We start from the raw sequence: 17,291 nt of genomic DNA, 5'->3' as shown, positions 1-17,291 counted from the left end.
TAACTTAAAATTCATAGCCGCGTCATATGTCTGCGTCATAGGAGCCCCACAAAATGTGGTAGGAGGCGCTGACATGCCCATCCTGAGACTGAACGCCGGTGCGGGCGGATTGGCACTGCACGGCTCCCCTGCTCCGGCGCTGCCTGCCTTGCGCCACGCAGCACGGGGTTCCGGCCCTATCATCATCCTGATCCACGGCTTCAAATACGATCCCGGCGACACGCGGTTCTGCCCGCATAGCCGCATCTTTGGCCGGACCCGACATCTCGACAACACGCACCGGCAATGGCTGCGTCCCCTGGGGTTCGCCTGCGGTCACGCGGATGAAGGGCTGGCGATTGCCTTTGGCTGGCGTGCACGCGGCAACCTGTGGCACGCGCAACGCTCTGCCCGCGCCGCGGGCAAGGCGCTGGCCCAGGCGATCCGCACCCTGCGCAGCATAGCGCCCGACCGTCCTGTCCATGCGATCACCCATTCCATGGGCTCCGAAGTGATCCTCGAGGCGCTGCACCATCTGCCCGGCCATGCCATCCAACGCATCGTGACCATCACCGGCGCCAGCTATGCCAGCGTTGCGCACACGGCGCTGTCCACGCCAGCGGGCCGCAGCGCCGAAATGCTGAACGTGACCAGCCGTGAAAACGATCTGTTCGACCTGATGTTCGAACGGTTGATTGCTCCGGACGTGTCCGGCGACCGGGCGATGGGGTCCGGGCTGCATATGCCGAACGCCGTCAACATCCAGCTGGATTGCACCCGCACGCTGACCGCCCTGACCCGCTTTGACGGTCATATCGACCAGCCGCGGCGGCGCGTCTGTCACTGGTCGGGCTACACCCGCGCCGGGGCCCTGCGCTTTTACGCCCGCGCCTTGCGCCAGGCCGACGCGGTTCCGATTGACGCGCTGCAAGATGCCCTGCCCAACCAGGCCGCGCCGCGCTGGTCGCGCATCTTTGCGCTGCCGCAAATGCCGCACGCCTTGCCGATAGGACAGAAAACCGCATCATGACCTCCGAACATATCGGAGGACATGATGATCGACCTGTATTATTGGCCCACGCCCAACGGCTGGAAAGTGTCGATCGCGCTTGAGGAGTTCGGCCTGCCCTACAAGGTCCATCTGATCAACATCGGCGCCGGTGACCAGTTCAAACCCGACTTCCTCAAGATCGCGCCGAACAACCGGATGCCCGCGATCACCGACCCGATTGGGCCGGACGGCGCGCCGATCTCGATCTTTGAAAGTGGCGCGATCCTGCAATACCTCGCCCGCAAGACCGGTCAATTCGGGGGCACGACCGAACGCGCGCGCATCGCGGTCGATCAATGGCTCATGTGGCAGATGGGTGGTGTTGGCCCCATGGCCGGTCAGGCGCATCACTTTCTGAAATACGCGCCGCAAATGGGCCATGACATCGCTTATGCCAAGGATCGCTACCGCAACGAAACCGCACGCCTATATGGCGTACTCGACCGGCGGTTGGCAGACCATGAATACGTCGCGGGCGACTACTCAATTGCGGACATGGCGATCTGGCCCTGGGCCTCGCTGTGGGAGGGGCAACAGCAAACCCTCGACGACAAACCGCATCTCGCCCGCTGGCTTGACCTTGTGGCCAGCCGCCCGGCCGTGCAGCGCGGACAGGCCCTGCACCTTGATCTGCGCACGGCCAAGCAGGACAGGACCGGGCAGCAGACCCTCTTTGGACGCAAGACGTAGATCGGGGTTTTGATGCAAGCCGTCTCAAAAAGTGCTTTGAGAATTGCGCGTTCCGGTCCACGCTTCCCGCCGGGGAAACGGGAAGACCTGAATGCTGAACGATTTGGTGCCGCCGGAGTGGATCGTGCTGGCCGCTGGCGTTGTCTTTACGCTGGGATATTTGATCATCAATCAGGTGATCCTGCGTCTGATGATCTTGACCGGCACGCTTCTGTACATCTGGTATTATGCCGTGGCCGCCGACGTTCCGCTGTGGGAGGCGATCTATACATCCATCGTGATGGGCGTGGCCAATGTCATCGGGCTCTGCAGTCTGTTTTGGCGCAACTCTCCCCTCGCGATCCCGCTGGCCCATCGCGACATCTATCCCCAGTTCGAAGGTCTGCCGCCGGGCGATTTCCGTGAACTCGTTACGCGCGCGCGGCGCTACACGTTGGACGCGGACACGGACATCTCAACCGAGGGCGCGCCGATGCCATCGCTGTTCTATGTCGTCTCGGGCGCCATCCAGATCGAAAAACGCGGCGAGCGTTTCGTGATGCCGCCGCATCTGTTCGTTGGCGAGGTCGCGTATCTGTCGCACCAACCCAGCGCCGCCACAACACGGTTGCAGGCCGGGGCTGAGGTGCTGGAATGGGACGTCGCCGCCTTGCGCGCCCGCGCCGCCCGCAAGTCGCGGTTCAAACTGGCATTGGAGGCGATGATCTCGCGCGATCTGGCACTCAAGGTCGCCTTCGCCGTCGCCCCGCGCCAAGGCAACTGGCAACATGATGCAGAGAAGGTCCGAAGCGCGCGCGCCTAGGCCTGCGGGCTTTCATCGTCTTCTTCGCTGATCATGTGTTCTTGCAGCGCCGCGAATTGGAGGAAGATGAACGCCACCAACGCGATGGGAAAGCCGAAGGTTTCGATCTTGACCCATGTGTCGGTGGACATCGTCCGCCAGATCACCTCATTGGCGACCGCCAGCGTCGCAAACATCGCGCAGAGCCGCCGGGTCAGGATCATCCACCCCTCGTGCCGCATCGGCACCGCATCGGCCAGCACATAAGCCAGCCAGCTTTGGCCCCGCAGCAGGCCGATACCCAGAAGCAGGGCGAACATCCCGTAGACGATGCTGGTCTTCATTTTGAAGAACCGTTCGTCGTTGAACCACGCGGTCAGCGCGCCAAAGAAGATGACCATGAAGGCCGTAAAGATCTGCATCCGGCTGAGTTGCCGTGTCAGGGCCCAGAGGACGCCCATGGCAATGAGCATGATGGGGACAAAGATCAGGGTCGCGACGATGAAGCCGGAGTATTCGGTGCCCGCGAATTCATAGGTCTCGTCCCGGATGCGCAGGTAGATCAGGAAAAAGACCAGCGGCGGGCCCAGTTCGAGGACCTGTTTCAAAAGCGGATTGATCTCGCGCGCGTCTGCCATGTTCTGCCCTTCTATCCGCCCATCTCGACGATCACGGCCCCGGCGGCGATCAGCGCCATCAGGGCAATTCTGCGCGGTCCTACCGTTTCTTTGAGCACCAGCCAACCGATGATTGCGGCAAATACGGTGGAAGTCTCGCGCAGCACCGCCGCCTCGCCCACCTTGTCCAGCCGGGTCGCCATCATGATGGAGCCGAAGGAGAAGAAGGCAACGAACCCGCCGATCACGCCGCGCGTCATGAGGGGGCCGACGGTGGGTGGGTTCTCCATCCGGCGCCAGCGCATGTAGGCGATGGGCGGCATGAAGATGCCGTCGATCATGAAGAACCACGCCAGGAAGGTGAAGGGGTTCTCCGTCGCCCGGATCCCATAGGCGTCATAGGTCGTGTAGAGCGCCACGAAGAGGCCCGTGATCACCGCGAGGCCGAGGGCCATCGGCAGCGTGTCGCGGTTGGTTTCGAGGTTCCGCAGGTTGTAGAGGGCGAGGCCGTAGATGCCGGCCAGGAGGACGCCGACGCCCAGCCATTGGATCAGGGTGAAGGTTTCGGAGAAAAGGAGGTAGGCGCCGATCACCGTGAAAAGCGGGCCGGTGCCGCGGACGACGGGGTAGACGACCGTGAAATCGCCCTTGGTGTAGGCCCAGGCTTGCAGGACCTTGTAGGCGACGTGGATCAGGAAAACGACGCCGAAGATGGGCCACATATGGGGCTCGGGCCAGGGCACCACGAAAAGGGCGAAGGGAGCGGCCATCAGGCCGTAGGAGACGTCGATGGCGCCGCGGGTCAGCCAGGGGTCGTGGCGGCCCTTTTGGAGGGCGCCGAAAACGGCGTGGAGAAACGCCGCGAGGATGGCCAGATAGAGGGCGACGGTGTGGCCGGTTTCGGTGCCTTCGATGCTGGCAAGCCAGGCTGTCATTTAGGGGGGTCCCAGTGTGGGACATTTTTCAACCCATTGATAATGGCTCACTTAAGAACCTTCCAAATTCGTTAACGCCGCTGCGAAGTCTTCGGGGTCGAAGGGGGAGAGGTCGTCGATTTGTTCGCCCACGCCGATGGCGTGGATGGGCAGACCGAACTTGTCGGCCAGCGCCACCAGCACCCCGCCCTTGGCGGTGCCGTCAAGCTTGGTCATCACCAGGCCGGAGACGTCGGAGACCTCCTGGAACACCTTCACTTGCGCCAGGGCGTTCTGTCCCGTCGTGGCGTCCAGGACAAGCAGCGTGTTGTGGGGCGCGCTGGGGTCGATCTTGCGGATGACGCGGACGATCTTGGCCAGTTCTTCCATCAGGTCGCCGCGGTTTTGCAGACGGCCGGCGGTGTCGATCATCAGAAGGTCGGCGCCGTCGGCTTGCGCCTTGGTCAGCGCGTCGAAGGCGAGGCTGGCGGGGTCGGTGCCTTCGGGGGCGGTGAGCACCGGCACCCCTGCCCGGTCGCCCCAGACCTGTAATTGTTCCACGGCGGCGGCGCGGAACGTGTCGCCTGCGGCGATCACCACGGATTTTCCGGCGGCGCGGAACTGGCTGGCCAGCTTGCCGATGGTGGTCGTCTTGCCCGAGCCGTTGACGCCCACGACCAGCACCACCTGCGGTTTTTGCGGGTAAAGCGGCAGGGGTTTGGCCACGGGGTCCATGATCCGGGCGATTTCCTGGGCCATGAGTTCCTTGATTTCCTGCACCGACAGCTTTTTGCCCATGCGCCCCTCGGCCATGTTGGCGGTGACGCGCAGGGCGGTGTCCACGCCCATGTCGGCGGCGATCAGCAACTCTTCGAGCTGTTCCAGCATGTCGTCGTCAAGCTCGCGCCGCATGACGGGAGCGGTGTCACGGCGACCGAGGAGGCGACCGAGGAGGCCGCGTTTGGGCTCCTCCGGGGCTGGGGCCGCATCGACGAGTGCAGAGGGATTGACGGCGGCCGGTATGGCCGCCGGCTCGGGGTCGACGGCCTGTGGCAATTCCTCGACCGCGGCGGCGGGGGTTTCCATTGCCACGTCCGTGGGGCGCGGTGTGGGTTCCGGCTCCGGGTCGGGGACGTTGATCGGCTCGGGCTCTGGCTCTGGCTCTGGCTCTGGCTCTGGCTCTGGCTCTGGCTCTGGCTCTGGCTCTGGCTCTGGAACGATGATCGGGTCCGGTTCGGGCGCAAGAGGCGGCTCAATTGGTTCGGAGACCGGCTCGGGGTCGCTGATCTGTGGCGCCTCAAGCGGGGCCGGAGCGGGCATGGGATCGGAGACCGGCGGCATTTCGACGGGCGTCTGCGCCGGGGTCGGGTCAGGGGTCGGAATGATCTCCGGGTCCGGGGCTGCGGCCTCTTCCACGCCGCCATCTTCGACAATCGCCTCCAGCCCCTCGTCGATCTTGGACGAGGATTTGAACAGACGGTCCTTGAGTTTCTTGAAAAATGCCATGATGCCCCGATACTTCAGCTGTCCTTCACCTAATACGGGCTTTGCGACATGAAAAGGTATGAGTTCTGGGCGGCGGTGACCCTGATCCTTGTGATCATGCTGCCGGGGCCGGTCGCAGCCCGCACGCCGGGCACCCTGTGTTCCGATGGCAGCCTCGGGCCTGTGGCCTGTATCCGGCCCGAACACGCGGCATTCGACATCTGCCAGCATATCGAGGATGCGAGCCGCCGCCACCTGCTGGATGCCGGATTCTTTGCCCGGCTGTTGTGGCAGGAGAGCCGGTTTGATGCCAATGCGCTGAGCCCGGCAGGCGCGCAGGGGATCGCGCAATTCATGCCGGGAACGGCGAAACTGCGCGGGTTTTCAGACAGTTACAACCCGGCAGAGGCGATGGAGCGTTCGGCGCAGTATCTGGCCGAGTTGCAGCGCCGCTATGGCAATGCGGGGCTGGCGGCGGTGGCCTATAATGGCGGTGAGCGCCGGGCGGACGGGTTCATGGAGGGCGGCGGGTTGGCGCGCGAGACCATCAACTATGTCCAGATCATCACCGGCCTGACGGCGGAGGAGTGGCGGGATGCGCCGCCCGAGGCCCATGATTTCGCACTGGAGGCGGACAGGCCGTTCATGCCTGCCTGCCTTGCCATGGCGCGCAGCCGGAAGGTCAGCAAGATCAAGGGGATACCGGGCAAGCCGACCCTGCCCAAATGGGGGGCGCAGATCGGGTTTGGGTCGACCAAGGCGGCGGCAGAGACGAAGGCGCGAGAGGTCGCGCAATCCTGCAGCGCGCTGAGCGACGCGAAGGTCGATATCCTGTTTGTCCGGAACCGGGTGCGCGGGCGGCCCGGCTATCACATGGCGCGTGTGTCCGGGAATGACCGTGTGGCCGTGTCGCGGATCTGTCAGGCCGTGCGGGCGCAGGGGTGTCCCTGCGCCGTTTACAAGAATTGGTAGTACCGGACCTGCCAGGTCTTAGATTTCGTCCGGAAAATGCTGGATCGTCAGTTTGATCGGGTTGGGGGCCGCCTGCCCCAGACCGCAGATGGAGGCATCGGTCATGGCGGTGCACAGCTCGGTCAGCAGGTTTTGGTCCCATGTGTCCGCCTGCATCAGCTTGACCGCCTTTTCGCAGCCCACCCGGCAGGGGGTGCATTGGCCGCAGCTTTCATCTTCGAAGAATTTCAGCATGTTGAGGGCGGCATCGCGGGCGCGGTCGTGATCCGACAGGACCACCACCGCGGCTGACCCGATGAAGGTGCCGTGCGGTTGCAGCGTGTCGAAGTCGAGCGGGATGTCGTTCATTGCGGCCGGGAGGAGGCCCGAGGATGGGCCGCCGGGTTGGTAGGCTTTGAAGACATGCCCGTCCGCCATGCCGCCTGCCGCGTCGATGATGTCGGTGATCGTGGAGCCCGCGGGCAGCAGGTAGACGCCCGGTTTGGCGACGCGGCCCGAGACGGAGTAGCTGCGCAGGCCGGTGCGGCCGTTTTTCTCTGTGCTGTTCAGCACCTCCGGTCCCTCGCGGCAGATGCGCGCGATCCAGTGCAGCGTTTCGACGTTGTGGACAAGTGTGGGGCGGTTGAAGATGCCGACCTGAGCCACGTAAGGCGGGCGGTGGCGCGGCAGGCCGCGTTTCCCTTCGATGCTTTCGATCATGGCGGATTCTTCGCCGCAGATATAGGCGCCTGCGCCGCGGCGGAGGTCTATGTAGCCTTTTGCGACGATCCCTGCGTCCTCGAGGGCGTGGATTTCGTCGGCCAGGATTTTAAGCACTGCCGGGTATTCGTCGCGCATGTAGATGAAGCAGGTGTCGGCCTCGACCGCCCATGCGGCGATCAGCATCCCTTCGAGGAAAAGGTGCGGGGTGCGTTCGAGGTAGTAGCGGTCTTTGAACGTGCCAGGTTCGCCCTCGTCCCCGTTGACGGCGAGGTAGCGGGGGCCTGCATTGGCGCGCACGAAGCCCCATTTGGTGCCGGAGGGGAAGCCTGCGCCGCCAAGGCCGCGGAGGCCGCTGTCCTTGATTTTTGCTTGGACGTCTTCCCAGTTGCCGTTTGTGCGGAGGGTGAGGAGTGCGTCGTACCCGCCTGTTTTTTGGTAGTTTTCGAGTGTTTCGTAGGCGGGGATGTGGGCGTGCGTGTCGTTTGCGGCGATGGCCGCCTGGACTTTTTCGGGGGTCGCGTGGTCGATGTGATTGTGACCCAGTTCGAGCGTTGGCGCCGTGTCGCAGCGGCCCATGCAGGGGGCGCGGAGGACGCGGACTTGGGCGGGGTCAAGGCCGGTTTCGAGGGCGGATTTGAGCTGTTGGGCGCCTGCCAGTTCGCAACTGAGGGATGTGCAGACGCGGATGGTGAGTGTGGGGGGCGGTGTTTCGCCTTCCTTCACCACGTCGAAATGGGCGTAGAAGGTGGCGACCTCATACACCTCGGCCATGGAGAGGCGCATCTCCTCGGCCAGCGCGCGCAGGTGGGCGGCCGACAGGTGGCCGTAGGTGTCCTGGATCAGGTGCAGGAATTCGATCAGCAGGTCGCGGCGGCGGGGCTGGTCGCCGAGCAGGGTGCGCACCTCGTCCCACGCCTGGTCTTCGAGCGCGCGGCCCTTGGGGCGGACACGGCCCTTGCCCTTGCCGGATTTCCAGACGCCCTTGCCCTTGGTCGATTGATCGAGTGCCATTGCACCACTCCTGCCCTGCGTGTTGGGCGGAGAGTATCAGCGCGGTTCGGGCGGGTTCAGCCCAAAAGCGACGCGTTGCGGATCATTCCACGCGCCTATCGTCACCATGTCGCCGCCAATCGGTCACGCTTTGGCAGCAAATTGGTGTCAGCTTTGCGCGCGCGTGCCCTGTGCTAGGCTGCGCCATCGAAAAATGGAGTGATTCTGTGAGCATGCCGCCATTGGCACCCTTTGCGATTGCGAGCTTTTTGCCGGGTCTGTGCCTCGCGGCAGCGTGTGTGTGGGGTGGGTTTTGGCCCGCTGTGGCGGTGCTGGTGATTACCGTGGTGGTGTTCTTTCTGGACAAGCTGCCGGTGCGTGTGACCGCGTCGGATGCGACAGGGCACCGATTGTCGGAAGTGTTGGGGGTGGCGCATTTCGTGCTGTTGGGGCTGAGCGTCTGGGCGATGGGGACGGAGCTGCCGACGCTCGACAAAGCCTTGATCATCGTTGCGGCGGGGCTGTTTTTTGGTCAGATCTCGAATTCGAACGCGCATGAGTTGATCCATCGGGCCGACCGCTGGGCATTTCGGCTGGGCGCGGCGTGCTACGCATCCATCCTGTTTGGGCATCACACCAGCGCGCACCGGCTGGTGCATCACATCCACGCGGCAACGGAGCATGACCCGGCGACGGCGCGGCGGGGCGAAGGGTTCTGGGCCTATCTGCCGCGCACATGGGTGGGCAGCTTTCGCGCGGGGCTGCGGGCCGAGCGGCAGCGGCATGGCGGAGCCATCTTGCCCGCGCCTTACACGTTTTACATCGCGGGGGCGCTGGGCAGTCTGAGCGCTGCACTCATGCTGGCGGGACTGTCTGGCCTGCTGGGCCTCGTGCTGATCAGCGCCTATGCGCAGGTGCAGTTGATGCTGTCGGATTACGTGCAGCACTATGGTTTGCGGCGCAGGATACGGGCCGATGGGCGGCCCGAACCGACCGGCCCCGCGCATTCGTGGAATGCGCCGCACTGGTATTCATCGGCCATGATGCTGAACGCGCCGCGCCATTCGGCGCATCATGCGCGGCCCGGCACGGCCTTTCCCCAGCTTGACCTGGATGCCGACCGGATGCCGATGCTGCCCCATTCCCTGCCTGTGATGGCGGTGCTGGCACTGATCCCGCCGCTGTGGCGGCGCATCATGGACACGCGGGTGGATCGGTGGGCGGATGCGCCCCCTCAAGGCGAGTTGATGCCGGAACCGGCCTGAGGCACTGGCGGGCGCGCCTGCCCTCTGGCACAGTGCGGGCATGTTGTTTCGCATCCTGATCGCCGCCTTCATGCTGTGCGCCAGCGCCGCGTCGTCCGAGCCGATGTCTGCCGCCGAATTCGAAGCCTATGTCACCGGCAAAACGCTGTATTACGGGCGCGCAGGCCAAGCCTATGGCGCTGAAATCTATCATGAAAACCGGCGCGTGACGTGGTCGTTCCTGGATGGTGAGTGCAAGGAAGGGCGCTGGTATGCCGAAGGGCCGCTGATCTGCTTTGTCTACGAAGACCGACCCGACCCGCAATGCTGGACCTTTGAAAAGGGGCCCGGCGGGCTGATCGCGACCTTTGCCAATGACCCGGCAAGCACGGAATTGTACGAGGCGCAGGATATCGGTGAGGAAATGATCTGCTACGGCCCCAAGATCGGGGTCTGAGGCGGATGACGCATCCGCCTTACCTGTAAGGCGCATCCTGATGCGCCCTAGAACAGCGATCCCTGTTCGGGTGTTTTGGCTGCTTTCCTGGCCGTCGCTTTGCCGCCGCCCAGTTTGAGCCGACCGTCTGCGAATTCAACTTCAAGCCCGCTGGCCTGTTCGGCCTGCGCCTTGGTCGTCAGCACGCCGCCCTCACCGCGCACGACGGCATAGCCCCGCGCGAGCGTCGCCTTGTAGCTCAGCGTTTCGCGCAGCCGGTCCATGGCATCGAGCTTGCGCTGCAGGCTGTCCACCTGCCGCTGGCCTGCGGCGTGCAGCCGGGCCGTCACATCCGTTAGCCGTTCGGATTTGCGCGCCGCATCCTGCGCGATGCGCGCCGGGGTCAGCTGGGCGGCGCGGGTGTCGAGCCGCTCGCGTTTCGCTGCCGCCACGCGGGCAAGCGCGGGTTCGAGCCGGGCCGAGAGCGCCTGCAACCGCCGTTTTTCCGCGTCGATGCTGCGCTGCAAGGTGGCCGGGCGCAGGCTGCCCGACACGTCCGACAGCCGCACCTTGCGCCGCTGCACGCCCGCGATCAGGGCCGGGCCAAGCTGGCCCCCCACCACGTCGAGCCGTTGGCGTGGCACGTCCACCAGCGCGTCGGCGCGCGGCAGCGCGCGGGCCAGATCGCGCAGGCGCTGTTCGCGCCGTTGCATCGCACCGCTGACCGCGCCGGTCATGCGCGCGCCCGCCTGTTCGACCCAGGCCAGCAGTTCGTGGCGCACCGGCACCGCCATTTCCGCCGCCGCCGTGGGCGTGGGCGCGCGACGGTCCGACACGAAGTCGATCAGCGTCGTGTCCGTTTCGTGCCCCACGGCAGAGATCAGCGGGATGTCCGAGGCGGCAGCGGCCCGCGCCACCGTTTCTTCGTTAAAGCCCCACAGATCCTCGACCGAGCCGCCGCCGCGCGCCACGATCAGCAGGTCGGGCCGGGGCATGGCGCCGCCGGGGGACAGCGCGTTGAACCCCTGGATCGCGCGCACCACTTCGGGCGCGCAGGCGGCCCCCTGCACGGCGACGGGCCAGATCAGCACCTTGCGCGGAAACCGGTCACGCAGCCGGTGCAGGATGTCGCGGATCACCGCCCCTTGGAGCGAGGTCACGACCCCGATCACCTCTGGCAGGTAGGGCAAGGGGCGTTTGCGGGCGTCGTCGAATAGCCCCTCGGCTGCAAGCGCCTTCTTGCGTTTTTCCAGCAGCGCCATCAGCGCGCCCTGCCCCGCAATGGCGATCCGTTCGGCGTTGAGCGAGAATTTGGACTGGAAGCCCGAGGCGGTCATGCGCCCCTCGGCCACGACCTCCATCCCTTCCTCGGGCATGGTGCCTAAGCCCGGCACCTGCCCTTTCCATGTCATGCAGGACAGGACGTTGCGGTCGTCCTTGAGGTCAAAGTAGAGGTGGCCGGAGCGGGCCAGGACGACGCGCCCCACCTCGCCCTTGATCCGGACCCAGCCCAGTTCGCCCTCGATCAGCTTGCGGACGCGGCCAGCAATCTCGGACACCGAAAACTCGGGCGTGTTCGAGCCGGGAACGGGGTCGTCGATCAGGTCCATGGGCTGTCCTTGTGCCGGGGGTCGCGCCAGCTTAGAACGCGGGCCAGCGAAGGCCAAGGAGCAAGCGATGAACATTCTGATTTTGGGCGGTGGCGGCCGCGAACACAGCTTGGCCTGGGCGGTGTTGCAGAACCCCAAATGCGACCGTTTGGTGGTGGCGCCGGGCAATGCGGGGATCGCGGCGATTGCAGAATGCGCGGCGCTGGACATCGAGGATGGCGGGGCTGTCGTCGGTTTTGTCGAGGCCGAGAGTATTGATTTCGTGATCGTGGGCCCGGAGGCGCCCCTGGCCGCGGGCGTGGGCGATCGGTTGCGCGATGCAGGCGTGCTGGTCTTTGGCCCGAGCCAGGCGGCGGCGCAGCTTGAGGCGTCGAAGGCGTTTACCAAGGCCGTGTGCGATGCGGCGGGTGCGCCGACGGCGGCGTATGGGCATTTTACGGAGGCCGAGGCGGCCAAGGCCTATGTCAGCGCGCAGGGTGCCCCCATCGTGGTCAAGGCTGATGGTCTGGCCGCGGGCAAGGGTGTGATCATTGCCGAAACGGTCGAAGATGCCCACGCGGCCATCGACGACATGTTCGGCGGTGCCTTCGGCGGGGCGGGCGCCGAGGTGGTGATCGAAGAGTTCATGGAGGGCGAGGAGGCGTCGTTCTTCGTGTTGTGCGACGGGACCGACGTGCTGCCCATCGGGACGGCACAGGACCACAAGCGCGTGGGCGAAGGGGATACGGGGCCGAACACGGGCGGCATGGGGGCCTACACCCCTGCCCCTGTGCTGACCGATGCGGTTGCAACGCGCGCGCTGGACGAGATCATCCGCCCCACAATGGCCGAGATGGCGGCGCGGGGGATGCCCTATCAGGGTGTGCTTTATGCCGGGCTGATGATCAAGGACGGCGCGCCGCGGCTGGTGGAATACAACGTGCGCTTCGGCGATCCGGAGTGCCAGGTGCTGATGATGCGGCTAGGCGCGCAGGCGCTGGACCTGATGCATGCCGCCGCCGAGGGGCGGCTGGAGACGGCGCAGGTCAACTGGGCCGACGATCACGCGGTCACGGTGGTGATGGCGGCGGAGGGTTATCCCGGCAGCTACGACAAGGGGGCGGTGATCGGCGGCCTTGATGCGCTGCCCGAGACCAGCAGCCGGATGGTGTTCCATGCTGGCACAACCGCGAAAGACGGCAAGATCACCGCGTCCGGGGGCCGGGTACTGAATGTCACGGCGCGGGGGGCCTCGCTGCGGGCCGCGGCGGATGCTGCCTACGCGATGGTGGATGCCATCGACTTTCCCGGCGGGTTCTGCAGGCGCGACATCGGCTGGCGGGCGCTGGACTGACGGGGGCGTTCGGTGGCCTAGGCTGCGGTGTCGCGGCCGCATGGGGCCGGGAACCTCTGGACGGAAACTGCGGCTGACAATGTGTCTCAGACGGTCCGAATTCTCTGGTTCAAAAAATCCCCGCCGGAGGCTCCCGCACCCTCAACCGGCGCAACGCGACAACAGCAGGGCGACAATCAGGACATCGGCGCTTGCGTACAGGATACGGGTTCGTCGCTGATCTCCACCACTTCCTGCACCTCGCCCAGATCGTCGGTGGACGCCACGAAAAGCCGCGCGTCGCGCAGGAAGGGCACCCAGCAGTGGCGCACGCCGGGCGGGTCGTCGTCGTAGTCGAAACAGACCTGCCCCTCCTCCGCCGTCACGAGGCCGTAGGCGCAGGTGCCGTTGGCGCGGGCCCAGACGGTGCGGCTGCGGGACAGGAATTGTTCCGTCCCCACGGGCTGGCGGCCCGGAAAGGTGGAAAAGGAGGCGGTGCGGTTTGCGACAAGGTCGAGGAACTGCTCGGGGGTCAGCCGGTCCTGTGCGGCCAGCGGCGCGGTCCAAAGGCCCAGAACAAGGGCGAGGGTGAGGCGGATCAGTCGCATGCCATGGCCCGGGCAAAGGCCGGGCGGGTTGTGTCGGTGCCCAGATCGTCAAAGACGAACTGGCGGCCATCCCATGTGATCGCGGCCAGATCGGACCAGTTGGCTGTGGCCAGCACCATTTCGGGGCCCGGGCCGCAGGTGCGGATGCCCCCGGCGATGTCCGTCTCGCCGATCCGGTGGTTGGTCACGCCGCGCAGGTCGGCCACGTGCTGCAGTGCGCCATCCCGGTAGCGCCAGATGCGCAGGGTCTTGGCCAGATGGGGGCGGTCGACATAGGCGATCTCGACCACACCGTCACCATCGAGGTCCGCGGCCCCCAGGGGTGCGAGCCAGCGGTTGCGCGTCCCGATATGCGGCGTCTCGGTGATCTTGCCTTGCGCACCGTAGACGGCAAAGGCGGCACCTTTCGACATGTCGGCCTCGACCACCATCACTTCGGGGGCGCCATCGCCGTCAAGATCGGCCAGACGCGGGGCGATATCCTCGAACACATGATCGCGCGGCAGCACGAAACGGCGCACGTCGCCGCCTTGCATCACCAGCTCAAGCGTGCCCCATTCGATGGCATCGCCCAGAACACCGTGTGCGTAGCGGTCGGTGGGATCGGCATAGCGCGCCTCGGTGATGACGTCGGCCCATACGGGTGCGACGGCCGCCATCAACCCCAGCGACGCCAACCAGGGGCGCACCGATTGCCGCGCGCCGCGGGCGGACGCGCACAAAAGGCGCGACAGCGGACGCGGCGCCTCCACCATGACTAGATCTGCTTTTCGGGCATCTGCACGACCAGACCATCGAGCGCGTCCGTGATCTTCAACTGGCAGGTCAGGCGCGAACGGGTCTCGTCCGGCTCGTAGGCGAAGTCGAGCATGTCGGTTTCCATGTCATCCTTGGCGGGCAGCTTTTCGACCCAGTCGGGATGCACATAGACATGGCAGGTCGAACAGGCGCAGGCGCCGCCGCAATCGGCCTCGATCCCCGGAATGTTGTTGTCGCGCGCGCCTTCCATGACCGTCAGGCCATTGGCGACGTCCACAACATGTTCGGTCCCGCCATGTTCGATATAGGTGATCTTGGCCATCTCTCTGCCCCTTCAATTCGCGTTCCGCATATCTCTACCGGGCAGGAGATAAGGCTGCCAGCCCCTTTTACGACCCCCCGCTTTTCCCCTTGCGGCACGGGGTATTTGTTCTATTTTTGTTCTCATGCAGATTTTTCAACCGCCCGGATCACACGCACACGCACAGGCGCCCTCAAGGGGACCTGCCCAATGGCCACGCCCCCCGGCCTGCATGCGCGCGTCCGAACTGGACTTGCCGCCGCTGAATGCGCGGGTGGCGGTGGCGGGGCTGGTGATCCTGCGCCAACGGCCCGGCACGGCCAAGGGGGTGATCTTTCTCACGCTCGAGGACGAGACCGGCGTGGTGAACATCATCGTCTGGCGCCATATTTACGAACGCTTTCGCCGCGCGGTGGTGGCGGGCCGCATGCTGAAGGTCACGGGGCGCATGCAGCGCGCCCACAATGTCACCCATGTGCTGGCCGAAGAGATCGAGGATATCTCGCCCCTGCTTGACCAGCTTCTGGCCGAGGACACGGGGCGGCAGATGGGGGCCGAGGCGCGGACCGATACATGGGACAGCCGCCGGAACCGCTGAGGCCCCCCGGCCCCTGCGCTCAAGGCAAGACTAGGCAGGGGGCACAGGCGCCGCTATGATGCCGTCAAAAGCCCATCCAGAGGCCCGAGCATGACAGTCAAACCCTTCGTCCCCGTTCTGGTGGCCGCCCTTGCGCTGGCGGCCTGTGCCGACAACGGCACCGTCACGTCGGCGTCCAATATCGACCCGATCTCGCTTGCCAGCGCGCCGCCCGGTGCGGCCCCCGGCACCTGTTGGGGCAAGTCCGTGACCCCCGCCGTGATCGAGACGGTGACGCGCAAGATCCTGTTGCAGCCCGCCCAGATCAGCAGCGATGGCCGCGTGCAGACGCCGCCCATCTACAAGACCGAGAGCCAACAGGAGGTGGTGCAGCCCCGCCGCGAAACCTGGTACGAAATCATCTGCGAAGACGACGTGACCCCGGATTTCATCGCTTCCGTCCAGCGTGCGCTGGAGGCGCGGGGGATCTACAGCGGCCCCATCACCGGCGAGATGGACGCCCGCACGCGGGCCGCCATCGGGCGGTATCAAAGCGCCGAAGGGCTGGAGAGCAAGGCGCTGTCCATCGCCGCCGCCCGCAAGCTGGGTCTGATCGCCATCGCGCGCGAGGCGTGAGGTGCGGGGCGCACCAGCAGGTGCGCCTTACGATTGGCGCGCCAATGCTGTCCAAAGAAAAAGGCGCCCCCTTGGGGCGCCTTTCGTCATTCCGGGGGTAACCTCCCCGTTACTCCGCGAGGCTGAGCGCCACGAAACGCGGGTCGCCCGCGCGCCGCACGAGCAGCAGAAGCGACTTGCGCCCGGCTTCGCCGACCTCTTCGAGCCGCACTTCGAACTCGCTGATGCTGTTGACCTTTTGCTGGCCCGCCTCAGTGATGATGTCACCGGCGCGCAGGCCCTTTTCGTAGGCTTCGGATGTCTCGTCCACCTCGACCACGGCCAGCCCATCCTGGTCGGCATCGGCGCCAAGCTGTTCGCGCAGCTCGTCCGTGAGCGTGCTGAGGGTCAGGCCAAGCACATCCTTGGTCTCCGCCTCTGCCGGTTCGTCCGGTGCGGGGGCGACGGCAGGCACGGCGCCTTCGGCTTCCTCGCGGCGGCCAAGGGTGACGCGCAGGGTCACCGTTTCGCCCTCGCGGAAGACCACGACGCGCACCGTCTCGCCCACGGGGCTGTTGCCGACCTGGCGCACGAGGCCACGGGTGTCGGCCACATCGACGCCTGCAAAGCTGAGGATCACGTCGCCATCCTGCATGCCTGCTTCCATGGCCGGGCCTTCGGGCACGGATGTCACCAGCGCGCCAGCGGTTGTTTCAAGCCCGATGGCTTCGGCGATGTCGTCGGTCACGTCCTGGATGCGCACGCCCAGCCAGCCGCGCCGCGTCTCGCCGAACTCCTGCAGTTGGTCGACCACGCGGGTCACAACGTTGGAGGCCATGGAGAAGCCGATGCCGATGGAGCCGCCATTGGGTGACAGGATCGCGGTGTTCACGCCGATCACCTGCCCGTCCATGTTGAAGAGCGGGCCGCCCGAGTTGCCGCGGTTGATCGCCGCGTCGGTCTGGATGTAGTCGTCATAGGTGCCGCTGAGCGCGCGGTTGCGGGCCGACACGATCCCGGCAGAGACCGAAAAGCCCTGCCCCAGCGGGTTGCCCATGGCCACGACCCAGTCGCCCACGCGGGCGTTGTCGCTGTTGCCGAAGGGCACGAAGGGCAGCGGGCCGTCCGCTTCGACCTTGAGAAGGGCGATGTCGGTGTTGGGGTCGGTGCCCACGAGTTCGGCCGTCAGTTCGTCGCCATTGAAGAACTCGATATTGATCTCGTCCGCGCCCTCGATGACGTGGTTGTTGGTGACGATGAACCCATCCTCGGAGATCACGAAACCGGAGCCGAGTGCCGAGGAGCGGCGGGGCCGGTCGCCCGGGCCGTTGCGGTCCTGGAATTCGCGAAAGAAGTCTTCGAAGGGCGAGCCTTCGGGCACGATGCCTTGCGGGCCGGTCCGGCCCTCGACCACGGTCGAGGTGGTGATGTTGACCACCGAGGGGCTGATCTGTTCGGCCAGGGGGGCCAGGCTTTCGGGGCGGGCCTGCGCCATCAGCGCCTGCACCAGCACAAAGGCGAGTGTCAGCGCGCCAAGCCAGAGGGCGCGCATGAGGGGCGTCGGGGAAAGCTGTCGTGAAACTGCGATTGCCTGTCGCTGCATCAGGGTACTCCTGCGTAATATTATTGACCTGATCGGTCACTTGCA

Annotated in this window: 18 protein-coding genes; 9 read left to right on the top strand and 9 right to left on the bottom strand. The window is 65.6% G+C overall.

The annotated features are described in order from the left end of the window. Positions 1 to 73: 73 nt before the first annotated feature. From BWR18_RS04880 to BWR18_RS04870, 3 genes are all read left to right on the top strand, one after another. The gene (locus tag BWR18_RS04880) at positions 74 to 1,009 is read left to right on the top strand and encodes an alpha/beta hydrolase (protein WP_076626961.1); all 936 of its coding nucleotides are present in this window, start codon (positions 74 to 76) and stop codon (positions 1,007 to 1,009) included. A 24-nt stretch (positions 1,010 to 1,033) separates the two neighbouring features. After that, positions 1,034 to 1,720 (top strand): glutathione S-transferase N-terminal domain-containing protein, encoded by a 687-nt coding sequence (locus BWR18_RS04875; RefSeq protein ID WP_076630130.1) that lies wholly within the window; start codon positions 1,034 to 1,036, stop codon positions 1,718 to 1,720. A gap of 91 nt (positions 1,721 to 1,811) precedes the next feature. Beyond that, positions 1,812 to 2,522, top strand: a complete 711-nt coding sequence (locus tag BWR18_RS04870; protein ID WP_076626960.1) for a cyclic nucleotide-binding domain-containing protein — start codon at positions 1,812 to 1,814, stop codon at positions 2,520 to 2,522. Here the strand turns inward: BWR18_RS04870 and BWR18_RS04865 are convergent. From BWR18_RS04865 to ftsY, 3 genes are read right to left on the bottom strand one after another with little or no spacing between them, the layout of a single operon-like run. Further along, a complete protein-coding gene (locus BWR18_RS04865) occupies positions 2,519 to 3,139 on the bottom strand; it encodes an inner membrane-spanning protein YciB (RefSeq protein WP_076626959.1) in 621 nt (206 codons plus the stop codon). The two genes, BWR18_RS04870 and BWR18_RS04865, sit on opposite strands and share 4 nt — an antisense overlap. Before the next feature lie 11 nt (positions 3,140 to 3,150). Further along, complete coding sequence (locus BWR18_RS04860; RefSeq protein WP_076626958.1) at positions 3,151 to 4,053, bottom strand: EamA family transporter; 903 nt, start codon at positions 4,051 to 4,053, stop codon at positions 3,151 to 3,153. Between the two features lie 51 nt (positions 4,054 to 4,104). Further along, positions 4,105 to 5,538, bottom strand: coding sequence for a signal recognition particle-docking protein FtsY (ftsY, locus tag BWR18_RS04855; protein ID WP_076626957.1), 1,434 nt, complete (start codon positions 5,536 to 5,538; stop codon positions 4,105 to 4,107). Between the two features lie 48 nt (positions 5,539 to 5,586). Between ftsY and BWR18_RS04850 the strand changes: the two genes are divergently transcribed. After that, positions 5,587 to 6,489 (top strand): lytic transglycosylase domain-containing protein, encoded by a 903-nt coding sequence (locus BWR18_RS04850; RefSeq protein WP_083957639.1) that lies wholly within the window; start codon positions 5,587 to 5,589, stop codon positions 6,487 to 6,489. Between the two features lie 18 nt (positions 6,490 to 6,507). Here BWR18_RS04850 and BWR18_RS04845 read toward each other — a convergent pair whose 3' ends face one another. Continuing rightward, the gene (locus BWR18_RS04845; protein ID WP_076626956.1) at positions 6,508 to 8,202 is read right to left on the bottom strand and encodes an NAD(P)H-dependent oxidoreductase subunit E; all 1,695 of its coding nucleotides are present in this window, start codon (positions 8,200 to 8,202) and stop codon (positions 6,508 to 6,510) included. Positions 8,203 to 8,414: 212 nt separating this feature from the next. On the opposite strand from BWR18_RS04845, the gene BWR18_RS04840 reads away from it, so the two are divergent. Beyond that, positions 8,415 to 9,446: an alkane 1-monooxygenase gene (locus BWR18_RS04840; RefSeq protein WP_076626955.1), complete on the top strand. Its 1,032-nt coding sequence runs from the start codon at positions 8,415 to 8,417 to the stop codon at positions 9,444 to 9,446. Positions 9,447 to 9,486: 40 nt separating this feature from the next. Then, a complete protein-coding gene (locus tag BWR18_RS04835; RefSeq protein ID WP_076626954.1) occupies positions 9,487 to 9,882 on the top strand; it encodes a hypothetical protein in 396 nt (131 codons plus the stop codon). A 47-nt stretch (positions 9,883 to 9,929) separates the two neighbouring features. Here the strand turns inward: BWR18_RS04835 and xseA are convergent, their stop codons facing one another. Beyond that, complete coding sequence (gene xseA, locus BWR18_RS04830; RefSeq protein WP_076626953.1) at positions 9,930 to 11,471, bottom strand: exodeoxyribonuclease VII large subunit; 1,542 nt, start codon at positions 11,469 to 11,471, stop codon at positions 9,930 to 9,932. A 67-nt stretch (positions 11,472 to 11,538) separates the two neighbouring features. Here xseA and purD point away from each other — a divergent pair, with 67 nt between their 5' ends. After that, complete coding sequence (gene purD, locus BWR18_RS04825; RefSeq protein ID WP_076626952.1) at positions 11,539 to 12,804, top strand: phosphoribosylamine--glycine ligase; 1,266 nt, start codon at positions 11,539 to 11,541, stop codon at positions 12,802 to 12,804. 176 nt (positions 12,805 to 12,980) lie between these two features. Here purD and BWR18_RS04820 read toward each other — a convergent pair whose 3' ends face one another. The 3 genes from BWR18_RS04820 to BWR18_RS04810 are packed head-to-tail and all read right to left on the bottom strand — an operon-like array spanning position 12,981 to position 14,472. Then, complete coding sequence (locus BWR18_RS04820; protein WP_076626951.1) at positions 12,981 to 13,391, bottom strand: hypothetical protein; 411 nt, start codon at positions 13,389 to 13,391, stop codon at positions 12,981 to 12,983. Beyond that, a complete protein-coding gene (locus BWR18_RS04815; RefSeq protein WP_368073641.1) occupies positions 13,382 to 14,146 on the bottom strand; it encodes an FG-GAP repeat domain-containing protein in 765 nt (254 codons plus the stop codon). Before BWR18_RS04815 ends, BWR18_RS04820 begins: the two co-directional genes overlap by 10 nt. 2 nt (positions 14,147 to 14,148) lie before the next feature. Beyond that, the gene (locus BWR18_RS04810) at positions 14,149 to 14,472 is read right to left on the bottom strand and encodes a 2Fe-2S iron-sulfur cluster-binding protein (RefSeq protein WP_076626950.1); all 324 of its coding nucleotides are present in this window, start codon (positions 14,470 to 14,472) and stop codon (positions 14,149 to 14,151) included. Between the two features lie 124 nt (positions 14,473 to 14,596). On the opposite strand from BWR18_RS04810, the gene BWR18_RS04805 reads away from it, so the two are divergent. Both BWR18_RS04805 and BWR18_RS04800 read left to right on the top strand, forming a co-directional pair. Then, positions 14,597 to 15,049, top strand: a complete 453-nt coding sequence (locus tag BWR18_RS04805; RefSeq protein WP_076626949.1) for an OB-fold nucleic acid binding domain-containing protein — start codon at positions 14,597 to 14,599, stop codon at positions 15,047 to 15,049. A 90-nt stretch (positions 15,050 to 15,139) separates the two neighbouring features. After that, positions 15,140 to 15,664, top strand: a complete 525-nt coding sequence (locus tag BWR18_RS04800; RefSeq protein WP_076626948.1) for a peptidoglycan-binding domain-containing protein — start codon at positions 15,140 to 15,142, stop codon at positions 15,662 to 15,664. A 109-nt stretch (positions 15,665 to 15,773) separates the two neighbouring features. Here BWR18_RS04800 and BWR18_RS04795 read toward each other — a convergent pair whose 3' ends face one another. Beyond that, complete coding sequence (locus BWR18_RS04795) at positions 15,774 to 17,246, bottom strand: Do family serine endopeptidase (RefSeq protein ID WP_076626947.1); 1,473 nt, start codon at positions 17,244 to 17,246, stop codon at positions 15,774 to 15,776. Positions 17,247 to 17,291 lie beyond the last annotated feature (45 nt).

The organism is Tateyamaria omphalii (genome assembly GCF_001969365.1).
GTDB classification, from domain to species: Bacteria; Pseudomonadota; Alphaproteobacteria; order Rhodobacterales; family Rhodobacteraceae; genus Tateyamaria; species Tateyamaria omphalii_A.
This window is presented reverse-complemented; position numbering and strand designations above follow the sequence as displayed.

What these genes read in the sequence shown, in the direction of transcription:
- BWR18_RS04880 (WP_076626961.1), top strand. Translation starts at nt 74, where the DNA reads ATGCCCATCCTGAGACTGAACGCCGGTGCGGGCGGATTGGCACTGCAC.
- BWR18_RS04875 (WP_076630130.1), top strand. Translation starts at nt 1,034, where the DNA reads ATGATCGACCTGTATTATTGGCCCACGCCCAACGGCTGGAAAGTGTCG.
- BWR18_RS04870 (WP_076626960.1), top strand. Translation starts at nt 1,812, where the DNA reads ATGCTGAACGATTTGGTGCCGCCGGAGTGGATCGTGCTGGCCGCTGGC.
- BWR18_RS04865 (WP_076626959.1), bottom strand. Translation starts at nt 3,139, where the DNA reads ATGGCAGACGCGCGCGAGATCAATCCGCTTTTGAAACAGGTCCTCGAA.
- BWR18_RS04860 (WP_076626958.1), bottom strand. Translation starts at nt 4,053, where the DNA reads ATGACAGCCTGGCTTGCCAGCATCGAAGGCACCGAAACCGGCCACACC.
- ftsY (WP_076626957.1), bottom strand. Translation starts at nt 5,538, where the DNA reads ATGGCATTTTTCAAGAAACTCAAGGACCGTCTGTTCAAATCCTCGTCC.
- BWR18_RS04850 (WP_083957639.1), top strand. Translation starts at nt 5,587, where the DNA reads ATGAAAAGGTATGAGTTCTGGGCGGCGGTGACCCTGATCCTTGTGATC.
- BWR18_RS04845 (WP_076626956.1), bottom strand. Translation starts at nt 8,202, where the DNA reads ATGGCACTCGATCAATCGACCAAGGGCAAGGGCGTCTGGAAATCCGGC.
- BWR18_RS04840 (WP_076626955.1), top strand. Translation starts at nt 8,415, where the DNA reads ATGCCGCCATTGGCACCCTTTGCGATTGCGAGCTTTTTGCCGGGTCTG.
- BWR18_RS04835 (WP_076626954.1), top strand. Translation starts at nt 9,487, where the DNA reads ATGTTGTTTCGCATCCTGATCGCCGCCTTCATGCTGTGCGCCAGCGCC.
- xseA (WP_076626953.1), bottom strand. Translation starts at nt 11,471, where the DNA reads ATGGACCTGATCGACGACCCCGTTCCCGGCTCGAACACGCCCGAGTTT.
- purD (WP_076626952.1), top strand. Translation starts at nt 11,539, where the DNA reads ATGAACATTCTGATTTTGGGCGGTGGCGGCCGCGAACACAGCTTGGCC.
- BWR18_RS04820 (WP_076626951.1), bottom strand. Translation starts at nt 13,391, where the DNA reads ATGCGACTGATCCGCCTCACCCTCGCCCTTGTTCTGGGCCTTTGGACC.
- BWR18_RS04815 (WP_368073641.1), bottom strand. Translation starts at nt 14,146, where the DNA reads ATGGTGGAGGCGCCGCGTCCGCTGTCGCGCCTTTTGTGCGCGTCCGCC.
- BWR18_RS04810 (WP_076626950.1), bottom strand. Translation starts at nt 14,472, where the DNA reads ATGGCCAAGATCACCTATATCGAACATGGCGGGACCGAACATGTTGTG.
- BWR18_RS04805 (WP_076626949.1), top strand. Translation starts at nt 14,597, where the DNA reads ATGCAGATTTTTCAACCGCCCGGATCACACGCACACGCACAGGCGCCC.
- BWR18_RS04800 (WP_076626948.1), top strand. Translation starts at nt 15,140, where the DNA reads ATGACAGTCAAACCCTTCGTCCCCGTTCTGGTGGCCGCCCTTGCGCTG.
- BWR18_RS04795 (WP_076626947.1), bottom strand. Translation starts at nt 17,246, where the DNA reads ATGCAGCGACAGGCAATCGCAGTTTCACGACAGCTTTCCCCGACGCCC.